This is a genomic window from Hyphobacterium lacteum (assembly GCF_036330345.1).
Taxonomy (GTDB): domain Bacteria; phylum Pseudomonadota; class Alphaproteobacteria; order Caulobacterales; family Maricaulaceae; genus Hyphobacterium; species Hyphobacterium lacteum.
In genome coordinates this window covers 128,765-152,146 of the sequence record NZ_JAZDRP010000001.1, presented here as the reverse complement: position 1 = coordinate 152,146, position 23,382 = coordinate 128,765, and the positions used below count along the sequence as shown (strand labels likewise).

The 23,382-nt window shown below is 60.0% G+C and carries 20 protein-coding genes and 3 tRNA genes; 2 read left to right on the top strand and 21 right to left on the bottom strand.

Going from position 1 to position 23,382, the window contains the following annotated elements; translation table 11 throughout:
* Position 1: 1 nt before the first annotated feature.
* Genes nuoG through V0U79_RS00685 form a run of 8 tightly spaced genes read right to left on the bottom strand, consistent with a single transcriptional unit; the run spans position 2 to position 7,272 of the window.
* A complete protein-coding gene (gene nuoG, locus V0U79_RS00720) occupies positions 2-2,092 on the bottom strand; it encodes an NADH-quinone oxidoreductase subunit NuoG (protein ID WP_330197539.1) in 2,091 nt (696 codons plus the stop codon).
* 9 nt (positions 2,093-2,101) lie between these two features.
* Positions 2,102-3,412, bottom strand: coding sequence for an NADH-quinone oxidoreductase subunit NuoF (nuoF, locus tag V0U79_RS00715; protein ID WP_330197538.1), 1,311 nt, complete (start codon positions 3,410-3,412; stop codon positions 2,102-2,104).
* Between the two features lie 3 nt (positions 3,413-3,415).
* Positions 3,416-4,090, bottom strand: coding sequence for an NADH-quinone oxidoreductase subunit NuoE (gene nuoE / locus V0U79_RS00710; protein ID WP_330197537.1), 675 nt, complete (start codon positions 4,088-4,090; stop codon positions 3,416-3,418).
* Positions 4,087-5,292: an NADH-quinone oxidoreductase subunit D gene (locus tag V0U79_RS00705; protein WP_373696421.1), complete on the bottom strand. Its 1,206-nt coding sequence runs from the start codon at positions 5,290-5,292 to the stop codon at positions 4,087-4,089. The genes nuoE and V0U79_RS00705 overlap by 4 nt, the downstream gene beginning before the upstream one ends.
* Before the next feature lie 5 nt (positions 5,293-5,297).
* Positions 5,298-5,732, bottom strand: a complete 435-nt coding sequence (locus tag V0U79_RS00700; RefSeq protein WP_330197535.1) for a GFA family protein — start codon at positions 5,730-5,732, stop codon at positions 5,298-5,300.
* Entirely contained in the window at positions 5,729-6,340 is a 612-nt protein-coding gene (locus V0U79_RS00695; protein ID WP_330197534.1) for an NADH-quinone oxidoreductase subunit C, read from the bottom strand. The genes V0U79_RS00700 and V0U79_RS00695 overlap by 4 nt, the downstream gene beginning before the upstream one ends.
* Complete coding sequence (locus tag V0U79_RS00690) at positions 6,337-6,903, bottom strand: NuoB/complex I 20 kDa subunit family protein (RefSeq protein WP_330197533.1); 567 nt, start codon at positions 6,901-6,903, stop codon at positions 6,337-6,339. The genes V0U79_RS00695 and V0U79_RS00690 overlap by 4 nt, the downstream gene beginning before the upstream one ends.
* Before the next feature lie 3 nt (positions 6,904-6,906).
* Entirely contained in the window at positions 6,907-7,272 is a 366-nt protein-coding gene (locus V0U79_RS00685) for an NADH-quinone oxidoreductase subunit A (protein ID WP_330197532.1), read from the bottom strand.
* Between the two features lie 314 nt (positions 7,273-7,586).
* Here V0U79_RS00685 and V0U79_RS00680 point away from each other — a divergent pair, with 314 nt between their 5' ends.
* The gene (locus V0U79_RS00680; protein WP_330197531.1) at positions 7,587-8,972 is read left to right on the top strand and encodes a S41 family peptidase; all 1,386 of its coding nucleotides are present in this window, start codon (positions 7,587-7,589) and stop codon (positions 8,970-8,972) included.
* A 3-nt stretch (positions 8,973-8,975) separates the two neighbouring features.
* Here the strand turns inward: V0U79_RS00680 and yghU are convergent, their stop codons facing one another.
* From yghU to V0U79_RS00655, 5 genes are all read right to left on the bottom strand, one after another.
* Positions 8,976-9,851, bottom strand: a complete 876-nt coding sequence (yghU, locus tag V0U79_RS00675; protein WP_330197530.1) for a glutathione-dependent disulfide-bond oxidoreductase — start codon at positions 9,849-9,851, stop codon at positions 8,976-8,978.
* A gap of 100 nt (positions 9,852-9,951) precedes the next feature.
* Entirely contained in the window at positions 9,952-10,908 is a 957-nt protein-coding gene (locus V0U79_RS00670) for a zinc transporter ZntB (protein WP_330197529.1), read from the bottom strand.
* A complete protein-coding gene (locus V0U79_RS00665) occupies positions 10,905-11,867 on the bottom strand; it encodes a mechanosensitive ion channel family protein (RefSeq protein ID WP_330197528.1) in 963 nt (320 codons plus the stop codon). Before V0U79_RS00665 ends, V0U79_RS00670 begins: the two co-directional genes overlap by 4 nt.
* 81 nt (positions 11,868-11,948) lie before the next feature.
* Positions 11,949-12,614 carry an SDR family NAD(P)-dependent oxidoreductase gene (locus V0U79_RS00660; protein ID WP_330197527.1) on the bottom strand — a complete coding sequence of 222 codons (666 nt, stop codon included), beginning with the start codon at positions 12,612-12,614 and terminating at the stop codon, positions 11,949-11,951.
* Positions 12,615-12,743: 129 nt separating this feature from the next.
* Positions 12,744-12,820, bottom strand: a tRNA-Asp gene (locus V0U79_RS00655).
* Positions 12,821-12,959: 139 nt separating this feature from the next.
* Here V0U79_RS00655 and V0U79_RS00650 point away from each other — a divergent pair.
* Positions 12,960-13,562, top strand: coding sequence for a peptidylprolyl isomerase (locus V0U79_RS00650; protein WP_330197880.1), 603 nt, complete (start codon positions 12,960-12,962; stop codon positions 13,560-13,562).
* 131 nt (positions 13,563-13,693) lie between these two features.
* Here the strand turns inward: V0U79_RS00650 and V0U79_RS00645 are convergent.
* The 8 genes from V0U79_RS00645 to V0U79_RS00610 form a co-directional block, all read right to left on the bottom strand.
* Positions 13,694-13,769 (bottom strand) — tRNA-Val (locus V0U79_RS00645).
* Between the two features lie 22 nt (positions 13,770-13,791).
* Positions 13,792-14,952: a bifunctional chorismate mutase/prephenate dehydratase gene (locus V0U79_RS00640; RefSeq protein WP_330197526.1), complete on the bottom strand. Its 1,161-nt coding sequence runs from the start codon at positions 14,950-14,952 to the stop codon at positions 13,792-13,794.
* A 163-nt stretch (positions 14,953-15,115) separates the two neighbouring features.
* A complete protein-coding gene (gene lon / locus V0U79_RS00635) occupies positions 15,116-17,521 on the bottom strand; it encodes an endopeptidase La (protein WP_330197525.1) in 2,406 nt (801 codons plus the stop codon).
* A gap of 160 nt (positions 17,522-17,681) precedes the next feature.
* Entirely contained in the window at positions 17,682-18,968 is a 1,287-nt protein-coding gene (gene clpX / locus V0U79_RS00630) for an ATP-dependent Clp protease ATP-binding subunit ClpX (RefSeq protein WP_330197524.1), read from the bottom strand.
* A gap of 156 nt (positions 18,969-19,124) precedes the next feature.
* Positions 19,125-19,754: an ATP-dependent Clp protease proteolytic subunit gene (locus V0U79_RS00625; protein WP_330197523.1), complete on the bottom strand. Its 630-nt coding sequence runs from the start codon at positions 19,752-19,754 to the stop codon at positions 19,125-19,127.
* Between the two features lie 135 nt (positions 19,755-19,889).
* Entirely contained in the window at positions 19,890-21,458 is a 1,569-nt protein-coding gene (gene tig / locus V0U79_RS00620) for a trigger factor (protein ID WP_330197522.1), read from the bottom strand.
* Positions 21,459-21,609: 151 nt separating this feature from the next.
* Positions 21,610-22,872: a TadE/TadG family type IV pilus assembly protein gene (locus V0U79_RS00615; RefSeq protein ID WP_330197521.1), complete on the bottom strand. Its 1,263-nt coding sequence runs from the start codon at positions 22,870-22,872 to the stop codon at positions 21,610-21,612.
* 381 nt (positions 22,873-23,253) lie between these two features.
* Positions 23,254-23,338 (bottom strand) — tRNA-Leu (locus V0U79_RS00610).
* Between the last annotated feature and the right edge of the window lie 44 nt (positions 23,339-23,382).

The window sequence follows — 23,382 nt, the reverse complement described above, 5'->3', positions numbered from 1 at the left end:
CCTACTCCGCGGCCAGCGCTGACGGCGCCGCTTTCATTGCCGAGCACTCCGCCATCGTCTTCGAGGCGCGCGCTATGGCGTTCGTCAGATAGAAGTCCGTGACAGCCGGCCGGAATGGCGCGGCAACCATGTCGCCCGCTTCGCCGATGGCGGCCACGTCGAATTCTGCTGCCGAGGCATGCCCGGGTGCGTGATCAATGCCACCGAACACCGGGTGATCAGCGATCAGCTGCTCGCGCAATTCTTCGAGCGAATTGTAAGGCAGCGTCTTGCCCAGACGTTCAGACAGGGCACGGAAAATCGCCCAGTCTTCCTTGGCCTCGCCTTTCGGGAAGACGGCGCGCGCATTCATCTGCACGCGGCCTTCCATATTGGCCCACATGCCGCGCTTTTCGGTATAGGCAGCGCCCGGCAGGATCAGATCCGCGCGGTGTGCGCCGCGATCGCCGTGATGGCCGACATAGATGACGAAGGCATCGCCGAAATCGCCCTCGATCTCGTCCGCGCCCATCAGCACAACCGTGTCCATGCCACCGGCCTGCATTTCCGCCGCCGACTTGCCGCCTTCGCCCGGCACAAAGCCGAGATCGAGCGCGCCGACGCGCGAAGCAGCCGTGTGCAGTACGTTGAAACCGTTCCAGCCGTCTTTGACCGCACCGACCTTTTTGGCCAGATCGCCGATTTCGTGCAGCACCTGAGCCCCGTCTTCACGGGCCAGAGCACCCATTCCGACGATAATCATCGGCTTTTCAGCGTCTTTCAGTGTCTTGGTGAAACCGGAGCGCTTGCCACCAAAGCCTTTCAGCTCTTTCGGGCCAGTCCCGGCCTGCTCGAACGGATAGGTCAGATCACCGACCTCGCCGATCACGCCTACCGGAATGCTACGCTCCAGCCAGGCCCGGCGGATGCGGGCATTCAGCACCGGTGCTTCCAGCCGGGGATCGGTACCGACCAGCAGGATAGCGTCCGCCTCGTCGATACCGGCAATCGTGGAATTGAACAGCCAGCTTTCACGCGGACCGCTGCCCAGAGGCGCGCCATCCTGGCGGCCGTCAATCGACGTCACACCGAGCGCGCCGAACAGGTCCTTGGCAGCTTTCAGTTCTTCAACGGAGTTCAAATCGCCGGAAATGACGCCGATCTTGCCGGCATCACCGGACAGCTTTTCAGCAGCTATGCCAAGCGCTTCGTCCCAGCTGATGGCCGCGAGCTTGCCGTCTTTTTTCGCATAGGGCTTGTCGAGACGCTGGCGTTGAAGCCCGTCCCAGACAAAGCGGGTCTTGTCGGAGATCCACTCCTCGTTGATCTCGTCATTGGTGCGCGGAAGAATCCGCAGAACGCCCGGGCCGCGGCTGTCGACGCGGATCCACGAACCCATCGCGTCCATGACGTCGATGGTCTCGGTCTTCTTCAGCTCCCAGGGGCGCGCATTATAGGCGTAGGGCTTGGAGGTCAGCGCGCCGACCGGGCAGAGATCGATCACATTGCCCGACAATTCCGACTGGATATTGCTTTCCAGATAAGTCGTGATCTCGGCATCCTCGCCGCGGTTCAGCATGCCGATTTCCGGCGAGCCGGCGACTTCGGTGACGAAACGCACACAGCGCGTGCACTGAATGCAGCGGGTCATGATGGTCTTGACCAGTGGACCCATATTCTTGTCTTCGACGGCGCGCTTGTTCTCGGTATAGCGTGTACCGGTACGGCCATAGGCCATGGCCTGGTCCTGCAAATCGCACTCGCCGCCCTGATCGCAGATCGGGCAATCCAGCGGGTGGTTGATCAGCAGGAATTCCATCACGCCTTCGCGCGCCTTCTTCACCATGGGCGAAGCGGTATTCATCGCCGGCGGTTCGCCATTCGGCCCGCCGCGCATGTCCGAGACATTCATGGCGCAAGACGCCGCCGGTTTCGGCGCACCGACCAGCTCCACCAGGCACATGCGGCAATTGCCGGCGACCGACAGGCGCTCATGATAGCAGAAACGCGGGATTTCCTTGCCCGCCGCCTCGGCCGCCTGCAGCAGCGTGTAATGGTTCGGGACGTCGATTTCCTCGCCGTCAACGATGATGGTGCGGAGATTGTCAGACATAATGCTCTCCTACTCCGCTGCGACCGCTGAAACCGCGACCGGCTTGCCGGCGCGATAGGCGTTGATGCGGCCCTCGATTTCATGACGGAAATGGCGGATCAGGCCCTGGACCGGCCAGGCCGCGGCATCGCCAAGCGCGCAGATCGTGTGACCTTCCACCTGGCTGGCGACATCGAGCAGCTTGTCGATCTCGTCGGTCGAGCTTTCGCCGCGCGCCATCCTCTCCAGCACGCGCCACATCCAGCCCGTGCCCTCGCGGCACGGCGTGCACTGGCCGCAGCTTTCATGCTTGTAGAAGTAAGAGATGCGCGCGATCGCCTTGATGATGTCGGTGGACTTGTCCATCACGATCACCGCTGCCGTTCCGAGCCCTGACTTCTCATCCCGAAGCGCGTCGAAATCCATCAGGATATCGTGGCAGGTATCAGCCGGCAGACACGGCACGGACGAGCCGCCCGGAATGACCGCTTTCAGGTTTTCCCAGCCACCACGAACGCCGCCCGCATGGGTTTCGATCAGGGTTTTCAGCGGGATCGACATGGTCTCTTCGATATTACAGGGCTTGTTTACATGGCCCGAGATCGAGAACACCTTGGTGCCGGTATTGCCCTGACGGCCAAAGCCCGCAAACCATTCTGCGCCGCGGCGGATAATGGTCGGCGCAACCGCAATGGATTCCACATTGTTGACGGTGGTCGGACAGCCATAAAGGCCGGCATTGGCCGGGAATGGCGGCTTCAGGCGCGGCTGGCCCTTCTTGCCTTCCAGGCTTTCCAGCAGCGCGGTTTCCTCGCCGCAAATATAGGCGCCGGCGCCATGGTGGACGTAGCAGTCGAAATCCCAGCCATGGATATTGTTCTTGCCGATCAGCTTGGCCTCATAGGCCTCCTTGATGGCTTTTTCGAGCGCGATCCGCTCGTCGACATATTCGCCGCGAATATAGATATAGCAGGCATGGGCGCGCATCGCGAAAGACGCGACCAGGCAGCCCTCGACCAACAGGTGCGGATCATTGCGCATGATCTCGCGGTCCTTGCAGGTGCCCGGCTCGGATTCGTCAGCATTGACGACCAGATAATGCGGGCGGGCGCCCACTTCCTTGGGCATGAACGACCATTTCAGGCCGGTCGGGAAACCGGCGCCGCCGCGGCCGCGCAAGCCCGACGCTTTGACCTGATCAACGATCCATTCCGGACCCATGTCGATCATGTCCTTGGTGGCATTCCAGGCGCCGCGCTTCTTGGCGGCGGCCAGACCCGGATCTTCCCGGCCAAACAGGTTCAGGAAAATTCTGTCTTTATCTTCAAGAAGTTGAACCATGGATCAGGCCTTTTCCTTCTTGGGGCCCGCATTGGGCAGCTTGATCTTCTTGGCCAGCGAGCCGTCATAAAGCGACTTGTCGGTCAGCGCGGAGGAGCCGCCTTCGGCTTCCGAGCAGGAGCGGCCATTCTGTGAACCCGGCTTGGGCGTTTCACCACGGGCAAAGGCTTCCATGACGACGGTCAGGCGTTCCGGCGTCAGATCCTCGTAATAATGATCGCTGTCCCTGGTGGAGATCTGCACCATGGGCGCATTGGCGCAGGCGCCGAGGCATTCCACTTCCAGCCAGGAAAACTTGCCGTCTTCTGAGACGTGGCGCTGCGGGCCGATCTTGTCCTCGCACAGCTTCTTCAGCTCGTCGGAGCCGCGCAGCCAGCACGGCGTGGTGCCGCAGACCTGGATGAAGACCTCGCCGGCCGGCTCCAGATTGAACATGGTGTAGAAGGTCGCAACCTCCATCACCCGGATTTTCGGCATGCCCAGGCGGTCGGCGATCTCGCGCATGGCCGGTTCGGACACCCAGCCTTCCTGCTTTTGCGCGATCCACAGCATGGGGATCACGGCGGAGGCCTTCTTGGACTCCGGATACTTGTTCATCCAGAACTTTATCTCTTTCTCGCTTTGCTTTGAAAACGAGAAGCTTTCCGGCTGTTCAAGGGCGATCTTGCGAGCGCTCATCGGTCGATCTCTCCGAACACGATATCCAGCGAACCCAGAATGGCGGAAACGTCCGCCAGCAAGTGTCCGCGGTTGATGTGATCCATGGCCGCAAGGTGGGCAAAGCCCGGCGCGCGGATTTTCACGCGATACGGCTTGTTGCTGCCATCAGCGACCAGATAGACGCCGAACTCGCCCTTGGGCGCTTCGACGGCGGCATAGGCCTCGCCTTCCGGCACGTGGACGCCTTCGGTGTACAGCTTGAAGTGCTGGATCAGCGCTTCCATGGACTGCTTCATTTCACCCCGGCGCGGCGGTGCGAATTTGGTATCGGTCGGCAGGACTTCGCCGGCGTTTTCCGCCCGCGACAACCATTCCACGCACTGCTTCATGATCTTCACGGATTCCAGCATCTCATCCATGCGGATCAGATAGCGGTCCCAGCAATCGCCGTTCTTGCCAACGGGAATGTTAAATTCCAGCTCGTCATAGACCGAATAGGGCTGAGCGCGGCGCAAATCCCAGGGCATGCCCGAGCCGCGCACCATGACGCCCGAGAAGCCCCAGGCCAGCGCCTCTTCCTTGGACACAACGCCGATATCGACATTGCGCTGCTTGAAGATGCGGTTTTCCGTCAGCAGCGTATCGATATCCGCCAATGCTTGCGGGAATTGTTCACACCACTCACCGATATCCTCGATCAGGTCCGGCGGCAGATCCTGGTGGACGCCGCCAGGGCGGAAATAGTGGGCGTGCATACGCGAGCCGGAGGCCCGCTCATAGAACACCATCAGCTTTTCGCGCTCTTCAAAGCCCCAGACCGGCGGGGTCAGCGCGCCAACGTCCAGCGCTTGCGTGGTGACGTTCAGCATGTGCGAGAGGATGCGGCCGATCTCGCAATAGAGAACGCGGATATATTCGGCGCGTCTCGGCACCGGAATGCCCGCCAGTTTCTCCACGGCCATGCAGAAGGCATGTTCCTGGTTCATCGGCGCGACATAGTCGAGGCGGTCGAAATAGCCGATGCCCTGCAGATAGGTCTTGTGCTCGAGCAGCTTCTCGGTGCCGCGGTGCAGAAGGCCGATATGCGGATCAACGCGATCGACGATCTCGCCATCCAGCTCCAGCACGAGGCGCAGAACGCCGTGCGCAGCCGGGTGCTGCGGGCCGAAATTGATGGTGAACTTGCGTTCGTCGAGCTGTTCGAGGTTTTCCGAGATCATATCGCTCATGAGACACTCTCGCCGCTCTGGAAGGCCGCCGTCAGCTCCGCACCGGTCATTTTGCGCGTCTCATTGGCAAAGTCATAGAAGGCCGGCTTGGAGTCGGTGAACACCTGGAGCCGGAAATCCGCTTGCTCTGACAGCGGCACGGCAAAGGCCGCAATGGCCACCATGTCCGGATTGCTTTTCATCCGCCACATCAGCGAGGAACCGCAATTCTTGCAGAACAGGCGCTCGGCCCAGTCCGACGACTCGTAAACGCCCAGATGGGTGTCATCCTCGAAAACCGGCGCTTCAGCCGCCATCACATTCATGAACGGTCCGCCACCCCATTGCCGGCACTGGCTACAATGGCAGGCATCGACATGCTCGTTCTTCAGCGGAGCCGAGAACTTCACCGCGCCACACAGGCAGCTGCCTTTCACGGGTTCGGACATCATGCGCCCTCTCCCTTGGCTTTCTCGTCGCCCGGCAACACGTATTTCGCGCCTTCCCATGGCGAAAGGAAATCGAAATCGCGGTATTCCTGAACCAGCTCCACCGGTTCGTAGACAACGCGCTTTTCTTCCTCGTCCCACCGCACTTCGACATAACCGGTCAGCGGGAAATCCTTGCGCAGCGGATAGCCGTTAAAGCCATAATCCGTGAGGATGCGGCGCAGATCCGGGTGATCGGCGAAAACGATGCCATACATGTCGAAGGCTTCGCGCTCGAACCAGTTCGCGACCGGGAAAATCTCACTGATCGTGGCGACCGGCGTTTCCTCATCAGTGGATGTTTTGACGCGGATGCGGTGGTTCAGCTGCATGGACAGGAGGTGATAAACCACCTCGAACCGCTCCGAGCGCTCCGGATAGTCGACGCCGCAAATATCGATCAGCGTCGTGAACCGGCAGGCCCGGTCATCGCGAAGGAACCGGATCACGTCCTCCACGCGGTCGCGGTGAATGATGATCGTCAGTTCGCCATGGTCGACCGACCATTCACGGACCGCTGAATCCAGCTGGGCGCTGATGTGCTCACCGAGTTCTTTCAAACGCTCGCTCATCGTTCGATCGACCCTTCCCGGCGGATTTTCTTCTGCAGCTGCAGGATGCCATAGACCAGCGCTTCAGCGGTCGGCGGGCAGCCCGGCACGTAGACATCGACCGGAACGATCCGGTCACAGCCGCGCACCACAGCATAGGAATAGTGGTAATAGCCGCCGCCATTGGCGCACGAGCCCATCGAGATCACATAGCGTGGCTCCGGCATCTGGTCGTAAACCTTGCGCAGAGCCGGGGCCATCTTGTTGGTGAGCGTGCCGGCGACGATCATCACGTCCGACTGGCGCGGGGAGGCCCGCGGCGCAAAGCCGAAACGCTCGACGTCATAACGCGGCATCGAAGCCTGCATCATTTCAACAGCGCAACAGGCCAGACCGAAAGTCATCCACATCAGCGAGCCGGTGCGCGCCCAGGTGATCAGGTCGTCAGCCGCCGCCACGACGAAACCCTTGTCCGCCAGCGCATCGGAAACGCCGTCAAAGAAGGGATCGTGCTTCTTGGGATCATAATGCGGGGTGGCGGCGCGGCCGGCAGCACCCGCGGGAAGAATGGTATTGTCAGCCATGGTCTACTCCCACTCCAGCGCGCCTTTTTTCCACTCGTAAATGAAGCCGACGGTCAGCACGCCGAGGAAGATCATCATCGACCAGAACGCAAACACGCCGGTCTCGCCGAGCGTTACCGCCCAGGGGAAGAGGAAGGCCACTTCCAGATCGAAGATGATGAAGAGGATAGCGACGAGGTAAAAACGCACGTCGAATTTCATGCGGGCATCGTCGAACGCCTCGAAACCGCATTCATAGGTCGAGACCTTTTCCGGGTCCGGCTTGGACGGGGCCAGCACCCAGGCGGCGAGCATGAAAATAATACCCAGCCCGGCGGCAAGTCCGAGAAAGATCAGGATCGGAAGGTATTCGAGCAGAAGCGCATTCATGACGGATCGTCCCGATAAGCTGTTTTGCGGGACATGGCCGTCGCTGGACAGCGAAAATGGGCCGACAACATGCCCCCGCACGATCGAGGCGGAAGCTAGTGCGAGCCGACTTTACCCGCAAGGCGAAATGGCGGCTTTTTCTGTGTGAAAACACCATCTAACCCATTGTTTTTCCGTTAGTTGCGAATCGTTTGCAGGAGCGCATTCTCAAAACCGGCTAATGTAGGCCGCAGGTGAATTTTTCTTCATCCCGAATCCATCATGCGACAAGCGCCGAAGCGCATGTTGCGCCATGCGGGGCCTAGGAGTGAATTATGCTGATAGAAATGTTGGCTGCTTCCGTAGCATTACAGCTCTCCGAGGCAGAACTACCCCGGATCCCTCTCGACCAGGCTCGTGAGGAAATCCGGATCGTCTATGACCGGATCGCGGAGACACATCCCGATCCCTACTGGTTTCATTCGCAAGCGGAATGGGAAGCCTTGCGCGACCGTCTGCTGGCCAGTGAAACGCCACCGACAAGCGTCGATCACTATTTCGACCTTGCCGAACTGATGGCCATGGCGCTCGACACCCATGTCCAGATCTATCCGGGCGAGGACACGCCGGGATTCCAGACCAGTTATCCGGTCCGGTTCCGGGTCTTCGAGGAAGGCATCTTTGTTTCGGCGGCCGATGATCCCTATCGGGACTGGGTCGGCCAGCGGGTGGTCGGCATTGGCGGCCAGGACGTCGAAACGCTGGCGCGCGATCTGACGCGCTATGCCTTCTCGGACAACCCGACACGCCAATACAGCTGGAGTGTGGAACACCTGCTGATCCAGCCGGCCACCTATCTGCATCTTGGCATGATGGACGAGGCCGGGCGGGTGGCGGTCGAGCTGACGTCATCGTCCGGCGAACGCTCGCATGCCTATCTGGATGAAACCGTGGACGCGGGCCTTCTCGACGTCATCGATGGCGGCACCAGCGAAGCCTATTTCTGGCCGGAGGGCTGGACCACGCTGGATAGTCTGTCGGTGGCTCCAACGCCCCTGTCGCGGACGCGGCTGCACGAGAATTACTGGTATGAGCTGATCGACAATGGCCGAACAGCCTATGTCCAGTTCAACACCTCATCAGATGCGGAAGACGGTCCGGGCTTTATTGACTTCACCCTGGCCTTGTTCACGGAGCTGAACGCGCTGGAGACGCCTCCGGAACGCATCATCATCGACGCCCGCTATAATCTGGGCGGATGGATCGAGCGTGGCTTCCCCCTCGCCTTCCTGTCCGGACAGCGGCCTTTCTGCTGCGATACTGTCAGCACCATTTTGCTGATTGGACCCGAAACCATTTCTGCCGGATCGGTCTTTGCCGGCGTGATGGAGATCGCCGCCAATCCGCTGGTCATCGGCCAGCCAACCGGCGGACGGCCAAATATCTTCATGAATCACAGCGGGATAGACCTGCCCTATTCAGGTTTTTATGCGGAATCCTCGTCGGCGATTTATACCGGTACCGACACCAGTGATCATCGCATACAGGTCAATCCGGATATTCTCATCCCGGAACGCTTCGACGACTTCATGGCCGGCCGTGATGTTGTGCTGGAGCGGGCGCTCACCGTCACCGAGGAAGAGGCTGATCTCTACTGGCCGTCCGGCTCGTGGATGCGCCCGTGGGATCGGCCATCGCAGGACAGCGCCCTGCCCGACTAGGCCTCAGGAGGCCTCTTCAACCTTGTCCTGGGTCCGGTTCTGGAAATCGGAGGCAGCGTGCCGTTCGCGCAATTGCGAGGACGGCTCGCCCCAGGCGCGGTTGACCATGCGGCCCCGCTTCACGGCCTCACGCGCATATATCTGGTCGGCCCACCGGATGACATTCTTGTATTCGTGCACTGACAGGAATTCCCCGGCGTCATAGAGCAGGCCCTTGGCCATCGCGCCATACCAGGGGAAAACCGCCATATCGGCGATAGTGTAGTCCTCACCGATCATGAATTCGTTTTCAGCCAGATGCCGGTCGAGCACGTCCATCTGGCGCTTCACTTCCATGGCATAGCGGTCGATCGGGTATTTCTGCTTCTCGTTGGCGTAGGAATAGAAGTGTCCAAAGCCACCGCCCAGCATGGGTGCGGACCCCATTTGCCAGAACAGCCAGTTAAACGTCTCTGTGCGCTTGTCCGGATCAGTTGGCAGGAAGTCGCCGAACTTTTCGGCGAGATAGACCAGGATCGAACCGGACTCGAAGACCCGCCGAACCGGCTTCACGGAGTGATCGGCCAGGGCCGGGATCTTGGAATTGGGATTGATCTCGACAAAGCCGGAGCCGAACTGGTCGCCGGAATTGATGTCGACCAGCCAGGCATCATACTCGGCGCCTTCATGGCCCTTTGCCAGCAATTCCTCGAGCAATATGGTGACTTTCACGCCATTGGGCGTGGCCAGCGAATAAAGCTGGAGGGGATGTTCGCCGACCGGTAATGCCTTGTCATGCGTCGCACCGGCAATGGGCCGGTTGATATTGGCGAAGCGATTGTTCTCGTCCTTCTCCCACGTCCAGACTTTTGGCGGCGTATAGGCTGTGGCGTCGGACATCGTGTTGGCTCGCTTTTATCAAACGACGGGTCAGACCAACCATATAGGGGCTCGCGCCTCCGGTTAAAGCGTAGCAATGCCGCGCTTAACCGCAGATCGCCTAAAACCAGCCCTTCTTGCGGAAATACCAGGTGAGCCCGCCGCCGATGGCCGCACAAAGCCCGCAGACAATGTAGAAGGCGATCGGGTTGTCCGCCCCTGGCATGCCGCCGACATTGATGCCCAGCAATCCGGTCAGGAAGCCGAGCGGCAGGAAAATGGCCGCCACTACCGAGAGCACCATCATGTTGGTGTTCATTTCCTCGGCGCGGCGGTCGGCCAGCTGATCATTCAAAATGCCACACCGGTCACGAATGGAATCCAGTTCCTCGACAAGGCGTGTCACCTGATCGGCGATCTCGCGCAGGCGCAGCTGGGCCTTGCGGCCCAGCCAGTCACCCGGGTCGGTCGCCAGACGTGCCAGCGCATCACGCTGGGGTGAAATGTAGCGGCGCAGGGCAATGGTCGACCGGCGGATATCCGCCAGCTCGGTGCGCAGTCCCGAGGCGCGGCTGATGCTTTGCTCTTCAAGATCATCAATATGATCGGAGAGTTCGGTCACGACCGGGAACATGCGCTCGGTCAGGCCCGCCGCCAGGGTGGCGATAAAATCCGCTGGCGAGGCCGGTGCTTTTCCGGATTCGATGCGTTCGCGCATGGCGACGATCGCCATCAGACGCCGCATCCGCGTGGATATGATGCGGTCCTTCTGCACCCAGATCCGGATGGAGACCATGTCTTCCGGATCGCTTTCGGGATTGAGATTGACGCCGCGCAAGACGATCACCAGCCCGTTTTCATGATCATGGACGCTGGGGCGCGTGTCCTGACGCGTCAGCGACAGGGCCACAACCGGATCAATCTCGGCCGACAGCCAGTCCAGCATACCCTCGGAATGCAGATCGAAATGGGTCCAGCGATAGGCGGCATCCGCCGCCGGCGCGACGTCACCATTGGTGACGTGCCTTCCGGTCCCGTCCGCCAATATATCGAAGGCATAGATAGGATCGACCATCATTCAGCCGCCTTTTCCGGCGGGATCATATGCACGTCGCGCTGCGGGAATGGAATGGTGATGCCAGCCGCTTTCAGTCCGTCATTGATTGCGAACATCACCTCGCTCTGCGGTACAATCCGCCCGGCCGCGACATCGCCGACCCAGAACAACAGCATGAAATCGATGGAGCTGTCGCCGAACCGTGTCATCACGCACACCGGCGCCGGATCCTCGATGGTCATGGGATGGCTTCTTGCCGCCTCCAGCATGACTTCCTGCGCCTTGTGCAGATCGCTGCCATAGGCCACGCCGACATCAATCTGGATGCGGCCGCGCGTATTGTTGAGCGTCCAGTTGATCACTCTGCCCGTAATCATGTCCTCGTTGGGAACAAGGATTTCCCGGCCATCGAAGGTCTCGAGAAGAATATAGCGGGCGCTGGACTTGCGCACGAACCCCATCGTGCCGTCCGACAATTCAATCAGATCGCCCTCCTCGATCGCATTCTCGGCTAAAAGGATGATGCCGCTGACGAAATTGGACGCGATCTTCTGCAGGCCGAAACCCAGACCAATACCCAATGCGCCGCCAAACACGGTCAGTGCGGTCAGATCCACACCGGCAATGTCCAGGCCGACGATGAAGGCCAGAACATAGAGGATAATGCGGATAATGTTGGTAATCAGAGTGCGGGTTGAAGATCGCAGATTGGGCAGTGCGCGGATACGCTGGTCGATGAAATGCACCAGAATGCCGACGATCCAGAACACGGTCGCCAGCGCGATCATCGCCGTCAGCAGACCCCAGGCGCTGATCCGCGTCTCTCCGAAGGTGAAGGCGAAACTCTCCTGATCGAGAACCGACTGAACCATGGTCATGCGGCCGGTCATGATGGCGGCCAACACACCGGCGAGAATAAGGAACAGGCCCCACTTCCAGTGCCCTGCCAGCCATTTCAGGAAATTCTTGATGACGCTCATCGCCTCTCCCGCTCGCGGGAATCATCCCCACCAGTGGAAGACTAGCTGAAATCAGGGGATGCGGCGACCAAGGCCTCGGGCTCACCAGGCGTGTGGCTTGCGATCCTGAAAGAAGCCACCGGTCGGGCCATCATCCGGCAACGTCGCCAGCCAGATGGCGGTATCCGCGCCCTCTTCCGGCGTCAGTGTGGCGCCCGCCCCGCCCATACGGGTCTGCACCCAGCCCGGGCACATGGCGTTGATCTTTACACTGTCCGGCAGGTCGCGCGCGGCGGCGATCGTCAGCCCGTTCAATGCCGCTTTCGCCAACCCGTAAGGGCCAGGGCCACCCAGGCCGGAAGCAAATGATCCCCATTCCGATGACAGATTGACGATGCGGCCATAGCCGCGCTCCACCATGCCGGGCGCCAGGCGGCGGATCAGCTCGTAGGGGCCCTTCAGCATGACCGCGATGGCCTGGTCGAAGGCTTCGGGGTTTTCCAGCACCGGGTCTTGCGACAGCACACCGGCATTATTCACCAGCACATCAATCGGGCCGGCCTCGGCCAGCGCCGCCTCGATGCTGTCCTCATTGCTAACATCAAGCTGGACGGCGCGCGCACCAAATGTCTCCGCAGCGGCCTGCGCGTCTTCAAACTTGCGGGCACCGACGATCACATCCAGCCCGGCCGCCGACAGGCCCCGGGCTATGGCCAGGCCGATGCCGCGATTGGCACCGGTCACGAGAGCGGTTTTTCTCGATGACATTGCATTCCTCCGGTCAATTCCCGAGAATCACATAAGCAATCCGGTCCGCGCGCGTTAGTCCTATTGCTGACATCTGACGCACAAGACAAAAAAGCCGCCCCGGAGGGCGGCTTTCTTTGTTCAAGGAAATGGCGCGAGTGACGGGACTCGAACCCGCGGCCTCCGGCGTGACAGGCCGGCGCTCTAACCAACTGAGCTACACCCGCGTGGCCATTCCTTCCCTCTCGGGAGGCCGCGACGTTTACGCAAGCCCGCGCGGCGGGTCAAGCAGGTTTGCAGTGTGAAATGTGCACTCTTGCATGTGCTGCCGATCCGCATCCTAATGCGATCAGGAAGGCAGGCGTGATGTTGCGATTGATGGGAATTCTGATGACGTTGGGGATGTGCGCCGGCAGCGAAGCCCCCTCGACGAGAACGGCCATCATCGAGACCAGCGCTGGCGATATAACCGTCGAGCTATATCCGGATGCCGCCCCGGTTACCGTTGCCAATTTCATCCGTCATGCGGAAGCCGGCCACTTCAATGGCGGGCGCTTCTATCGCACGGTCCGCGAGGACAATGACCGGCCGGAAGCGCGCATCGATGTGATCCAGGGTGGCGTCGGCTTTGATGGATTCCCGGGTGCCACACCGATCGTGCATGAGCGTACAAATCAGACCGGACTGACCCATCGGCGCGGCGCCATCTCTATGGCGCGGGACGAGCCCGGCACGGCGACAACGGAGTTTTTCATTGTCATGACGGACGGCATGATTCTCGACGCCGGCGCGAACGGGCGCCATCCCGACGGTGAAGGCTTTGCTGTGTTTGGCTATGTCACTGATGGAATGGCTACGGCGGAAACCATCTGGGCTTCGCCCGCAGGCGATAACAACGCGCCGGATGGCTTCGAGAGCCAATGGCTCAATCCGCCGATCATTATTACGCGGGTCACGATCCTGGAATAGACCGCCTTCGCTCTGGCAACTGGCTTGCCAAGCCGAAGCTCTCGAAGAAAGCGAAGGCCCCTGCCGGGGCATTCCGCGCTTAAATTTGATCCACCGGATCAAATTTTCTGCCACGGCAGACCTGCTTGGAATGGTGGGCGGTGAGGGGTTCGAACCCCCGACCCTCTCGGTGTAAACGAGATGCTCTCCCAGCTGAGCTAACCGCCCGTTGGCGCGGTAGATAGCGCCTTTATTCGTCTTCGTGAAGTACCGATGACGGTGCCAGCCTGTCCGCGCCATAACAGCCCAGTACACGCAGGCTGGTTGCGTGCTTTTCCAGGCCGGCCAGAGCGCGTTTCGATTCCGGCGAATTCAGATTGGCTTCGAAGTCTAGGAAGAACATTTCCTGCCAGGGTGAACCCTCGACCGGGCGGCTCTCCAGCCGGTCCAGATTAATCCTTTCATCGCGGAAGGCCGCCAATCCGTTCACCAGAGCCCCCGGCGTGTGGGCGGTCCGGAATACGATGGTCGTTTTGCTTGGCAGGCCCGGCGCCGGCGGGGTCGGATCTTTCGCCAGCGCGACGAAGCGGGTGTAGTTTTCCTCGGTATCACTGGCCCGGTCGGAAATGACATTCAGCCCGAAAAGCCGTGCAGCGTCTGCGCCAGCGATCGCCGCCACCTGAGCCCCCTCTTCCATGGCGTGCTCGAGCGCGCGTGCGGAGGATGAGGCAAACCGCTGGGTGACCCCCTCAAGCCCGGTCAGAAAACGCCGGCATTGCGCCAGAGCCTGTGGGTGACCGTAGATGGTCGACACACCGCCAAGCGACTTGCCGCGGCCGACAACGCAGTGGCGAACACGGTAATGATGTTCTCCGGCAATCTGCAGATCGGTATCCAGCAACAGGTCATAAACCTCGTTGATGCTGCCGGTGGTCGTATTTTCGATCGGAAGGAAGGCGTAATCGGCCTCGCCCTCCTCGACCGCCCGCACGATGGAGGCGAAGTCCCGGCGCACGACCGGCGCCATGGCTGCGTGCCGCCCGGCAAAGTGGGCCAGTGCCGCAAAGTGCGAGTAGGTTCCCGGCCCACCCAGATACGCTACACGGGCTTCGCCTTCCTTTTCGATGGCGCGGGCATCAAGCTCGGCACGCTGGCCGCTCAGCGAGAGCTCGATCAGGGTTTGATAAAGGCGCTCGACCGCGGCGGCATCGAGCCCCAGAGCCGCACCGTTTTCGATGGCTGCCCGCAGGACATCACGCTCCCTTGCACGGTCACGAACGGCTTCCCCGGCCTCCAGTTTGGCGTGCGCGACCTGCACACCCAGTGAGGCGCGCTGTGCACACAAACGGAGAATCTCGCGATCGGTCTCATCGATCTGCGTGCGAAGGTTTTCCAGAGCTTTTCTGGGCATGGCCGGTCCCTCTATCCCTACTGGCTTAGTGCTGCGATCAAGCGCCGTTGTAAAGTACAGCCCTGCAAAGCGTGGCGATTGGTCCCAGAACAGGAAATGGGCCTGAAAACAGGAACGCCGCCCCGGAAGCCCGGAGCGGCGCCTGAATGGTTATGGCCAGGGCCTAGTGTGCGACCTGGCTTCCGGACGGACTTCCCGCCGGCGTGGTCGACAGCGCAGCCAGGGCGGCTTCATCAGCCTCGGTCCATTCCGCTGGCGTGATCGGCTCCACAAGCGCATGCTCGAGAACTTCCTCGACGGTCGAAACCGGAATGATCTCAAGCCCCTCCTTCACATTGTCCGGGATCTCGGCGAGATCCTTTTCATTGTCGATGGGGATGAGAACCGTCTTTACACCCCCGCGCAGGGCCGCCAGCAGTTTCTCTTTCAAACCACCGATCGGAAGCACCCTTCCACGCAGGGTGATCTCGCCCGTCATGGCGATATCCTTGCGCACCGGGATCTGGTTCAACACCGAAACAATGGCCGTCATCATGCCAATACCGGCGGAAGGCCCATCCTTTGGCGTTGCCCCTTCCGGAACGTGCACGTGAATGTCCGTCGCACGGAAGACTGTCGGCTTCACACCCAGCTTGGGCGCCCTCGCCTGCACGAAGGAATTGGCCGCCGAAATGGACTCTTTCATCACATCGCGCAGATTGCCGGTCACGGTCATCTTGCCACGGCCTGACATTTTCACGGCCTCGATGGTGAGAAGATCGCCGCCGACTTCCGTCCAGGCGAGACCGGTCACGACGCCGATCTTGTCTTCGCCCTCGGTCTCACCAAATCGGTGCTTCCGGACACCGGCGAAGTCACCAAGATTGGCCGAGTCGATGGTCACCGACCTGGTTTCGCCGCCCTCGATCTTGCGAACCGATTTACGGGCCAGATTAGCCAGCTCGCGTTCCAGATTCCGGACGCCGGCTTCGCGGGTGTAATAACGGATCAGGTCGCGGATCGCCTCTTCCTTCACCTCGAACTCACCCTTTTTAAGAGCATGGTTCTTGATCTGCTTGGGCAGAAGGTGGCGGGTCGCGATCTCCACCTTCTCGTCTTCTGTGTAACCGGCAATGCGGATGATCTCCATCCGGTCCAGAAGCGGTTGAGGCATGTTCAGCGAGTTCGCGGTGGTCACGAACATGATGTCGGACAGGTCGTAATCCACCTCGAGATAGTGATCCGCGAAGGTAGAGTTCTGTTCCGGGTCCAGCACTTCAAGAAGTGCCGCTGACGGGTCGCCGCGATAATCGGCGCCCAGCTTGTCGATCTCGTCCAGCAGGAAGAGCGGATTGGTCGACTTCTTCTTTTTCAGGGCCTGGATAATGCGGCCGGGCATGGAGCCAATATAGGTCCGGCGGTGACCGCGAATCTCGGCCTCGTCACGAACCCCACCAAGCGACATGCGAACGAATTCCCGGCCCGTGGCCCTGGCGATCGATTTGCCAAGTGATGTCTTGCCGACGCCCGGCGGACCGACGAGGCACAGGATCGGGCCTTTCAGTTTGCGGGCACGTGCCTGCACTGCCAGGTGCTCGAGAATGCGCTCCTTGACCTTGTCGAGACCGTAGTGATCCGCATTCAGCGTATCCTCGGCCTTGTTCAGATCGTGCTTCAGGCGCTTGCGCTTGCCCCAAGGCAACGAGGTCATCCAGTCGAGATAATTCCGCACGACGGTGGCTTCTGCCGACATCGGGCTCATCTGCTTGAGCTTACGGAACTCGGCCTCGGCTTTCTCGCGCGCTTCCTTGGAGAGTTTCGTTTGCTCGATCTTCTCCTCGATCTCGGCGAGTTCCTCACGGCTGTCATCGGGCTCGCCCAGCTCGCGCTGGATCGCCTTCATCTGCTCGTTCAGATAATATTCGCGCTGGGTCTTTTCCATCTGGCGCTTGACCCGGCTGCGGATCTTCTTCTCGACCTGCAGAACCGAAATTTCACCTTCCATCAGGCCCATCACCATTTCGAGGCGGCGCGAAACACTGCGCTCCTCGAGCAGACCCTGCTTTTCTGAGATCTTCACAGCCAGATGGGCCGCTATGGCATCAGCCAGCTTGGCCGGATCGGTAACTTCCTTGATCGTGGTCAGCGCATCTGGCGGGATTTTCTTGTTCAGCTTGACGTAGTCGTCGAACTTTTCCGACGCCGCCCGCATCAGCGCCTCGATTTCAGCGGCATCGCCGACTTCCTCGGAAAGGATTTCGGCCTCCGCCTCGAAATAGGCGGCGTTCTCCAGAAAGCGCTCGATACGGATGCGCGGACCACCCTCAACAAGGACTTTCACCGTCCCGTCCGGCAGCTTGAGAAGCTGCAATACCGAGGCGATCACGCCCATCGGATGAATATTGTCCACGGCCGGGTCATCGTCGCCGGCATTCTTCTGGGTTGCCAGAAGGATTTGCTTGTCGGCGCGCATCACTTCTTCCAGCGCTGCGACGGATTTGTCCCGTCCCACGAAAAGCGGAACGATCATGTGCGGAAACACGACAATGTCGCGCAGCGGCAAAAGCGGAAGAATTTTGGTTTCGGTCATCTGCGGTTGAACTCCTGAAATACGGGCCGCGATCGCTTCATGCTGATACGATTCGCATTCCGGCAAGCGCGCTCATCACGCGTCTTGCACAGCTTTCCCAGCTTCCTTACCCAAGTGGTTGCTGGTCAGACAGATTTCAACCTTGAACCTGACGAAAGCCTCAGGAAGCCGTCGGACGTTTGTCCGCTTCCTTTTCCTCGGCCTTTTCAGCGTAGATGAAGAGCGGCTTTGCGCCTCCATCAACAACATCGCCATTCACCACGACCTCGTCGACACCTTCCATGCCCGGCAGCTCGAACATGGTCTCCAGAAGGATACCTTCCATGATCGAGCGGAGGCCACGGGCGCCGGTCTTGCGGGTAATCGCCTTCTTGGCGATAGCAACCAGCGCATCATCGGTGAAGGTCAGGCTGGCGCCTTCCATCTCGAACAGGCGCTGGTACTGCTTGACCAGAGCGTTCTTCGGCTCTGTCAGGATCTGGATCAGGGCATCCTCATCCAGATCTTCCAGCGTCGCGATAACGGGCAGACGGCCGATGAATTCCGGGATCAGGCCGAAGCGCTGAAGATCATCAGGCTCAACCTCGCGCAGGATTTCGCCCGTGCGACGGTCATCGGCCTCCTTCACATCGGCGCCAAAGCCGATGGAAGAGCCCTTGCCACGCTGGGAGATGACTTTTTCAAGGCCGGCAAAAGCACCACCAACGATGAACAGGATGTTGGTCGTATCCACCTGCAGGAATTCCTGCTGGGGATGCTTGCGGCCACCTTGCGGCGGCACGGAAGCCACAGTGCCTTCCATGATCTTGAGCAGCGCCTGCTGGACGCCCTCACCCGACACGTCGCGGGTGATAGACGGATTGTCCGACTTGCGCGAAATCTTGTCGATCTCGTCAATATAGACGATGCCGCGCTGGGCCCGCTCGACATTGTAGTCGGCAGCCTGCAGCAGCTTCAGAACAATGTTCTCGACGTCCTCACCCACATAACCGGCTTCGGTCAACGTGGTGGCATCTGCCATGGTGAACGGCACATCGATAATGCGTGCCAGCGTCTGGGCCAGCAGCGTCTTGCCGCAACCGGTCGGTCCGATCAGCAGAATGTTGGACTTTGCCAGCTCGACATCCTGGTTCTGGGTCGCGTGATTGAGGCGCTTGTAGTGATTGTGAACAGCCACCGACAGGACACGCTTGGCCTGGTCCTGACCAATCACATAGTCGTTCAGCACCTTGTAGATTTCGTTGGGTGTCGGCACGCCCTCTTTGGACTTCACCAGCGAGGTCTTGTTCTCCTCGCGAATGATATCCATGCAAAGCTCAACGCATTCATCGCAGATGAAGACGGTCGGGCCTGCAATCAGCTTGCGGACCTCGTGCTGGCTCTTTCCGCAGAACGAGCAATACAACGTGTTTTTGGCCTCGCCGCCATTGTTCGATGATTTGCTCATACTCTACCCGCCTGTCTTTTCCGGCACGTCACACCAGTGCTTCGTATCCGGCCCCTGACCTAGCAAGATCAATGCCGAACCTTAGCGAAACGTAATCACACACCCAATTCGATCATAAGCCAACCGTGTTGAGCAAGTGTTGATGACGGCTGAAAATCAGCTCTCGCCTTTCGCCTGCTCCTCGCGGCTGGCGTAAACATGGTCGATCAGACCCCATTCCTTGGCCTCATCCGAGGACATGAAGGTGTCGCGATCCAGCTTGGCTTCCACCTCGTCATACTTGCGGCCGGTGTGCTTCACATAAATCTCGTTGAGCCGGCGTTTGGTCTTGATGATATCCTCCGCATGGCGCTCGATATCCGAGGCCTGACCACGGAACCCGCCCGATGGCTGGTGGACCATGATACGCGCATTCGGCGTTGCCGACCGCATTCCGTCCGCGCCGCCGCACAACAGCAGCGACCCCATGGAGGCCGCCATGCCGATACAGGCCGTGGCAACAGGACTGCGGATGTATTGCATCGTATCGTAGATCGCCATGCCCGACGTCACCACGCCGCCCGGCGAATTGATGTACATGGCGATTTCCTTTTTCGGGTTTTCCGATTCCAGGAAAAGCAGCTGCGCCACGATCAGGCTGGCCATATTGTCTTCGACCGGACCGGTCACGAAAATGATCCGTTCCTTCAGCAACCGCGAATAGATATCGTAGGCCCGTTCTCCCCGGCTGGATTGCTCCACAACCATCGGAACGAGATTCATCATGACGTCTTCGGGATCTCTCATCGCGTACTCCAGCTGACAGGCGGGTGGCAGGACGCCGACCCGATTCGGTTCGAAAAGCCGGAAATAACTATCGCGACGCAAAACGCCCCGCGCAAGGCGGGGCGTCTTATCGATGTCAGCAAGGGTTAAGCGGCGTTATTTCTTTTTGGCAGCCGCCTTCTTGGCCGGAGCCTTCTTGGCTGCCGGCTTTTTGGCCGGAGCTTTTTTGGTCGCCGGCTTCTTGTCAGCCGCCTTGGCCGGTGCCTTTTTTGCCGCTGCCTTCTTGGCAGGTGCTTTCTTGGCCGGCTCTTTCTTGGCAGCAGCCTTCTTCGCCGGAGCTTTTTTCGCCGCAGTCTTCTTGGCCGGCTTCTTGCCGCCGGAAATAATGTCGTCCTCTTCCGAGAACAGGGCCTCGCGGGTCACCGGAACGTCCTCGACCTTGGCCAGTTCCAGCACATAGTCGACAACCTTTTCCTCATACAGCGGCGCACGGATCTGGGCGACGGCATTCGGATTGTTCTGATAGAACTCGACGACCTGTTGTTCCTGCCCCGGATAGCGCTGGGCTTCCTGGTTGATGGCGCGGGCCAGCTCTTCCTGGGTCACTTCGACATTCGAGCCCTGGCCGATCTTGGCCAGCACCAGACCCAGGCGCACGCGGCGCTCGGCAATGGTCCGGTATTCGGACTTCAGCTCGTCTTCGGACTTGTCCTTGTCCTCATCATCGAGATGGCCGTGTTCCATCGCATGGCTGACTTCGCGCCAGATATTGTTGAATTCCTGCTCGACCATGGTCGGCGGCAGATCGAATTTCTGACCATCATCCAGCGAGTCCAGGAGCGAACGCTTGGCGCGCATGCGGGACTGGCCGGCATGTTCACGCTCGAAACGTTGCTTCAGTGCGTCCTTCAGCGAGTCCAGGCTGTCGAGACCAAGGCGCTTGGCGAGATCGTCGTCAATCTTGGATTCGGCCGGTGCCTCGACGGCCTTCACCGTCGTTTCAAAGACGGCTTCCTTACCGGCGAGGTGCTTGGCCTGGTAATCTTCCGGGAAGGTAACCTTAAGATCACGCTGTTCACCCTTCTTGGCACCGACGAGTTGTTCCTCGAAGCCCGGGATGAAAGCGCCATCGCCGATCACGACGCGGGCATCCTCGGCAGAGCCACCTTCGAAGGCCTCTCCGTCGATCTTGCCGACGAAATCGATCACCACCGCATCGCCGTCTTCGGCTTTCGCGGCCTTGCCCTTTTTCTCTTCAAAAGCGCGGCTTTCCTTGGCCAGTTCCGCCAGCGCTTCATCGATCTGCGCATCATCCACTTCGGCCACCGGGCGCTGGATCTTCAGGTCCTTCGGCTCGGGCGCCTTGAAGTCGGGCATGATGTCGACACGGATTTCGAATTCGAAATCGGCACCACCAACCAGGTCTTTCGGCTCGGTCTTGATCTCGATCTGCGGCTGGGAAGCCGGCTCCATCGAGCGTTCCTTCATCGCCGAATCGATCGACTGCGGCAGCAGTTCGTCATTCAGCAGATCGCCGAGGATCGACTCACCAAAAACCTTTCGGATGTGGTTGGCCGGCACTTTGCCCGGGCGGAAGCCCTTCAGGCGGACCTGAGGGCGGATTTCTTCAATCTTGGCGTCGAGGCGAGCCTGCAGATCCTTTGACGGGATCACGACTTCAAGGGTGCGGCTCAAGCCTTCGGCGGCTTTTTCTGTGACTTGCATTATGTCAGTCCTGGCATTGTTGGGCGATCGGCGGTGCAATGCGACACCGCCTAGACGAAGGCGCGGGTTATGTCACGCCACCTTTGCCTATGCAACGGGCCTTGACCTAAGGGATTGCAGTCTGCCGCCTGCCAGGGGAAACGCGCCCGTCCTAACGGATCAGGCGCGCATTGTTCCCGCCCGACCAGATGAACTCGTTCACTTCCGGCGGAAAGAAGTCGCGAGCGGTGTCGCCACGGATGATGGCGGTGAAATTGGCATCGGCCGTCATCTGTATATCGCGCACGATCAGGGCAACATTCATGTCGATGGAAGACGAGGAGGCATCCGTGTCCAGAACCAGCGTGTTATTCGGCACATAGACCAGGCCCTGCAGAACCATGTCGCCACCATTGGCCAGCACCATGTCGGCATTGCGCACAGCCGGGTCCTGGAACAGGGCGATGCCCTGGTATTCACCCATGGTCGGCGCGGTCAGCATCAGATTGCTGCCGGGCTCCATGTTCAGGCGGGCGCCATTGCCCTGGAAGTAGATGGAGACCTCGCTGCCGCTCAGCGTCGCGCTTGGGCGGATCCACAGCTCGTCATTGCGGATTACATAGATGCCGCCTTCCATGATCGCGCTGGAACCCGGTGAGATGGTCAGACCGCAATACACACCCGGACGGAGGACCTCGTCATGATCCGTCACGACATAATTTGTGTGATCGCAGCGGCCTCGGCGCGCCATGTTCGGTTCGGCGTATCCTTCCATCGGATCGGAAAATTCAACCCAGCCCTCGACCTGCTCGGGAAACATGCGCGAGCTCGATTGCAGCACGGCCTGACCGACGATGCGGTTTGACTCGGTGATCATCTCGGAGCGCGCATTGCCAACTACGGCCCGTGAACTGGAGGAATTCACGTGAAGGCCGCAATTGGCATGCAGCGAAGACGATGCGCCGGAATTCAAAGCTGTCCCGCGCGGTTCCAGGAGCAGCATGCACATCGGATCGCCGTCCAGGATCCGCGCCGTTGCCGAGATGTCGACATCGACGGTATCGATCCCGGCCAGTCCGGCGACGAGAGTCGGATACGACAAGGTCGCATCAACCGTCACTTCGCCGTTCGCGCGACTGACCGAGAAGGTTGGGACATTGCCTGACCCGTCCCGCGGCAGGTTGTCCAACATGAAAGCCCGCACGGCATCTGAATCAATCGGGTCTTCGAAGCCATAGACGATCGCCGCATTCAGCGCTGCCGCATCGGCCGCCAGCTGCAGGCCGTCATCGGCACCGCGGACGCGGGCGAAATCGACGGCGCCACCCGAAGCCATGACCAGCGGTACCGATGCCAGGGCAAACAGCATGGCGACATTGCCACGCTCATTGTCGCGGAAGCGGCGGATCATCTTTTTCATCACGGACCGAAACATGGTTCTACCCCGATTGATTTCGCCACGTGCACAGGCATCGCGGCCTTTCGAAGCAAAGAGAACACGAGATCGGGGCGAACCGGGAGCGAGTTCTGAAAAAGGCGTTAATGGCCGTCTTCCGGCCGATTTGAAATTTTCAGAAAATTTGATTCAAAATTTTCCGGCAAATGCGGAGGAAGTGCCCACTCGGACATTCCGCGTCTGGAATTCACGGTAAGTCCGCCTCCGCCAAGGCTACGGCGAGACAGCCTTCGCTCGAATTGAAGGAAATGGCTTGTCTAGCCGAAGCTCGCGTCAGCGAGCGAAGGCCCCTGCCGGGGCATTCAGCGTATAAATTGATCCACCGGATCAAATTTTCTGCCACGGCAGACCGCCTTGGAATGGTGCGGGTGAGAGGACTCGAACCTCCACGTCGTAAGACACTGGAACCTAAATCCAGCGCGTCTACCAGTTCCGCCACACCCGCACATGGTCCGGCGCGGCGTGTCTTAGAGGCAAGCCATTGGTGAA

Excerpts from the sequence above, each read along its gene's own strand:
- V0U79_RS00660 (WP_330197527.1), bottom strand. The coding sequence starts at position 12,614 with ATGTCATCGAGAAAAACCGCTCTCGTGACCGGTGCCAATCGCGGCATC.
- V0U79_RS00680 (WP_330197531.1), top strand. The coding sequence starts at position 7,587 with ATGCTGATAGAAATGTTGGCTGCTTCCGTAGCATTACAGCTCTCCGAG.
- V0U79_RS00665 (WP_330197528.1), bottom strand. The coding sequence starts at position 11,867 with ATGAGCGTCATCAAGAATTTCCTGAAATGGCTGGCAGGGCACTGGAAG.
- lon (WP_330197525.1), bottom strand. The coding sequence starts at position 17,521 with ATGACCGAAACCAAAATTCTTCCGCTTTTGCCGCTGCGCGACATTGTC.
- V0U79_RS00690 (WP_330197533.1), bottom strand. The coding sequence starts at position 6,903 with ATGGCTGACAATACCATTCTTCCCGCGGGTGCTGCCGGCCGCGCCGCC.
- V0U79_RS00700 (WP_330197535.1), bottom strand. The coding sequence starts at position 5,732 with ATGATGTCCGAACCCGTGAAAGGCAGCTGCCTGTGTGGCGCGGTGAAG.
- V0U79_RS00640 (WP_330197526.1), bottom strand. The coding sequence starts at position 14,952 with ATGCCCAGAAAAGCTCTGGAAAACCTTCGCACGCAGATCGATGAGACC.
- nuoF (WP_330197538.1), bottom strand. The coding sequence starts at position 3,412 with ATGGTTCAACTTCTTGAAGATAAAGACAGAATTTTCCTGAACCTGTTT.
- V0U79_RS00670 (WP_330197529.1), bottom strand. The coding sequence starts at position 10,908 with ATGATGGTCGATCCTATCTATGCCTTCGATATATTGGCGGACGGGACC.
- V0U79_RS00615 (WP_330197521.1), bottom strand. The coding sequence starts at position 22,872 with ATGTTTCGGTCCGTGATGAAAAAGATGATCCGCCGCTTCCGCGACAAT.
- V0U79_RS00695 (WP_330197534.1), bottom strand. The coding sequence starts at position 6,340 with ATGAGCGAGCGTTTGAAAGAACTCGGTGAGCACATCAGCGCCCAGCTG.
- clpX (WP_330197524.1), bottom strand. The coding sequence starts at position 18,968 with ATGAGCAAATCATCGAACAATGGCGGCGAGGCCAAAAACACGTTGTAT.
- V0U79_RS00685 (WP_330197532.1), bottom strand. The coding sequence starts at position 7,272 with ATGAATGCGCTTCTGCTCGAATACCTTCCGATCCTGATCTTTCTCGGA.
- nuoE (WP_330197537.1), bottom strand. The coding sequence starts at position 4,090 with ATGAGCGCTCGCAAGATCGCCCTTGAACAGCCGGAAAGCTTCTCGTTT.
- V0U79_RS00650 (WP_330197880.1), top strand. The coding sequence starts at position 12,960 with ATGTTGCGATTGATGGGAATTCTGATGACGTTGGGGATGTGCGCCGGC.
- yghU (WP_330197530.1), bottom strand. The coding sequence starts at position 9,851 with ATGTCCGACGCCACAGCCTATACGCCGCCAAAAGTCTGGACGTGGGAG.
- nuoG (WP_330197539.1), bottom strand. The coding sequence starts at position 2,092 with ATGTCTGACAATCTCCGCACCATCATCGTTGACGGCGAGGAAATCGAC.
- V0U79_RS00625 (WP_330197523.1), bottom strand. The coding sequence starts at position 19,754 with ATGAGAGATCCCGAAGACGTCATGATGAATCTCGTTCCGATGGTTGTG.
- V0U79_RS00705 (WP_373696421.1), bottom strand. The coding sequence starts at position 5,292 with ATGATCTCGGAAAACCTCGAACAGCTCGACGAACGCAAGTTCACCATC.
- tig (WP_330197522.1), bottom strand. The coding sequence starts at position 21,458 with ATGCAAGTCACAGAAAAAGCCGCCGAAGGCTTGAGCCGCACCCTTGAA.